The following is a 2,716-nucleotide window of genomic DNA, read 5'->3' as shown; positions in this document are numbered from 1 at the left end:
TGCTTGGCCGTGCTCTTCTTGTAGTGCTGCATGAAGGCGATCTCGTCGCGCGGCACGCCCATGCGGATCAGCTCATCGCGGATCCAGCGATAGGCCGAGAAACCGCGTGTCTCCAGGGCGGATTCCGTGCCCAGATCCGAGAAGATCATCTGCGTGGCACCCGGCAGCTCGTACTCCCGTCCCGTCTCAGGGTCGGTGTAGCGATTGGCGGACGTGTCCTGCCAGATCTGGAAGACCTTGCGGATCATGACGTTCAGCTTGTTGCTGTTGTCATTATCTGCCCAGTTCCGCACGAAACGCAGGTCGATGGCAGCGTGCCGGGCATCGGTGATGACGGACAACAGGATGTCGTCACCCTTCTTGGGCTTGCCCGTGCGCTCTTCAATCGTCTTGATCCGCTCGGCGAGCGTCTTCTGATACTCGCGGAAGGCGTCCCCACTATCGGCCACGACGATCTCACGCCTGCCGCCCGCAATCTCGGGCAGTTTGACGTAGCGTCGCAGGTCGTCCTGCTGCACGACGTCGGCAAAGTCGCGATACATCGACATCAGATCGGCGACGTTCACGAACTCGGAGAACCGCGTAACAGGCTTGTAAAGCCCGCTCGGCTGAAGCTCCAGTTCCGTGCGGGTCTCGCCAAAACTTGCGGCCCAGGCGTCGAACTCGTGCAGACCACGCTCGACAAGGGCTGGCAGGTCCATGAACCGCTGGATCGAGAACATCTCCCCCAGGGTGTTGGTGATCGGCGAGCCTGACGCCATCACCAGCACGCGCTCGGGATTACGCTTTGCGAGGTAGCGCGTTTTGACGAACAGATCCCAGGCGCGCTGGCTGCCGTTCGGGTCGATCCCCTTCAGATCGGACTGGTTCGTGCCGAAAGACAGTTTGCGGAACTGCTGCGCCTCGTCCACGAGGATCTGGTCCACCCCGATCTCGCCGAGATGCACCAGATCGTCCTTGCGACTGGACAGGGCCTTCAGCTTGGCTTCCATCCCCTCCTTCAGGCGCTCGATGCGCTTGCGCGACAGGCGGTCGTCCCGGTTCACGTTCTCCAGAAGGCTTTCGTAGGACGCGATCTGGTCCTCGACCATCTCCTGCTCAAAGGCGCTCTCGACCAGCACAAACTTGAAAGCGTCATGCGTGATGACAATCGCGTCCCAGTTCCCCGTGGCCGCCCGGGCCAGGAACCGCTGGCGCTTATCCTTCACGAAGTTGGTCTCGTCCGCCACGAGGATCTGGGCGTTCGGGTAGAGCATCATGAACTCACGCGCCATCTGCGCAAGGCAGTGTCCCGGCACCACGATCATGCCCTTGGAAATCAGACCGAGGCGCTTTTGCTCCATCACGGCCGCGCACATCGAGAACGTCTTCCCGGACCCCACCGCATGGGCCATGTAGGTGCTGCCCTTGGCGATGATCCGCCAGATCACCCGCTTCTGATGGTCGCGCAGGCTGATCGCCGTGCTGGCTCCCGGCAGCTTCAGATGCGCGCCATCGAACGTGCGCGGGACAAGGTTGTTGAACGCATCGTTATACAGCCGCACCAGACGCTCGGCGCGGTCAGTGTCCTGCCACACCCACGTCTCGAACGCGGTCTTGATTGCGGCCAGCTTTTCCTTGGCGGCCTCGGTCTCCTTCGTATTCAGTTCACGGTGTTCGCCATTCACATCGCGCCAGGTGTCCCAGATTTTCGGGCTGGCCTGATTGAGCGCATCGTCCAGCAGATCCCCGGCATGGCGGCGCTGTGTTCCCCAGACCGAGGTGGCCTCCGCCTTGCCGGAAAACCCACTCTTGTCCACGCTCCAGGTCGCCACCTCCATAGTGTGGTGAATGGTCGTGCGGACCCCCATGACCTCTGCCACGAAAGCCTCGACATCCGGCACGGGGATCCACGGGGCTCCCAGGCGGGCCGTAATGTCAGACGGCCGCAGGTCTTCGGGCTGGACCTCTTCAAGGGCCGCGACATTGCGCAGGTAGCGTCGGTCGCGCTCGGCAGCCTCCCGGGCCTGCGCCAGCTTGGTGCGGACCGCCCCTGACAGGGCCTCGTCGGCCGTCACCCAGACCTCACGGCCACCTGTGCTGCGGATCGGATCGAGATAGACCGAGGATCCGAGTTCGGCGAGCACCTCCTCACCTGGGCGGCCAAGAAGCTCCGCCATGCGCTCGACGTCCACGCCGCCTGTCTCATGCAGGGAAACCGCCAGCGCGTCGTGGGCGCCGTGAACCTCGGGCTCGGATGGAGCCTGAATCACGCGCTCGCTGAAGATCGGACCCGGACGGCCGGTCTGGCTTTTTTCGTCATACTCCTCGATCGAGCTGACCAGCCACACATCCGGATCGTCGTAGAAGGGCTGAAGGTTTGGACGGCGCTGTGTGGACTTCTCCTCACCCGTCTCTTCATCCACCCGCGTTGTGGTGTTGGTGAGGTTGATCGCTCCGAACTGACGGGCGAAGGCCTGATACGCGCGTTTGAGATCGGCCTGATGGGCGCTGTAGGGCAGGTTTTCCACCTGTGCCCGAAGCACGAGCCGGGCCGAATCCCTGACAGGAATCAGGCCCTTGATGATCGCGGCGTGCTTCTGGAAGATCCCCTCCTTCTGCTCGCCTTTCTTCACCTTCACCAGCATGGTTTCGCCGTCAATGATCTGGTGCAGCGCGCCCTTGTGCAGCAGGTAACTGCCCTCTTTCAGCAGGGCACCGTCTGCGGCCGTTCCGA

Annotated in this window: 1 protein-coding gene; it reads right to left on the bottom strand. The window is 62.7% G+C overall.

Annotation, left to right across the window (positions count from 1 at the left end):
• The coding region (locus GCE01_RS16500; RefSeq protein ID WP_167386204.1) for a DEAD/DEAH box helicase family protein at positions 1-2,716 on the bottom strand (2,716 nt) is incomplete at both ends.

The organism is Gluconobacter cerinus, from assembly GCF_002723935.1.
Taxonomy (GTDB): Bacteria; Pseudomonadota; Alphaproteobacteria; order Acetobacterales; family Acetobacteraceae; genus Gluconobacter; species Gluconobacter cerinus.
Note: the sequence above shows the minus strand (reverse complement) of the source record. Positions and strands in the feature narration are given on the sequence as shown.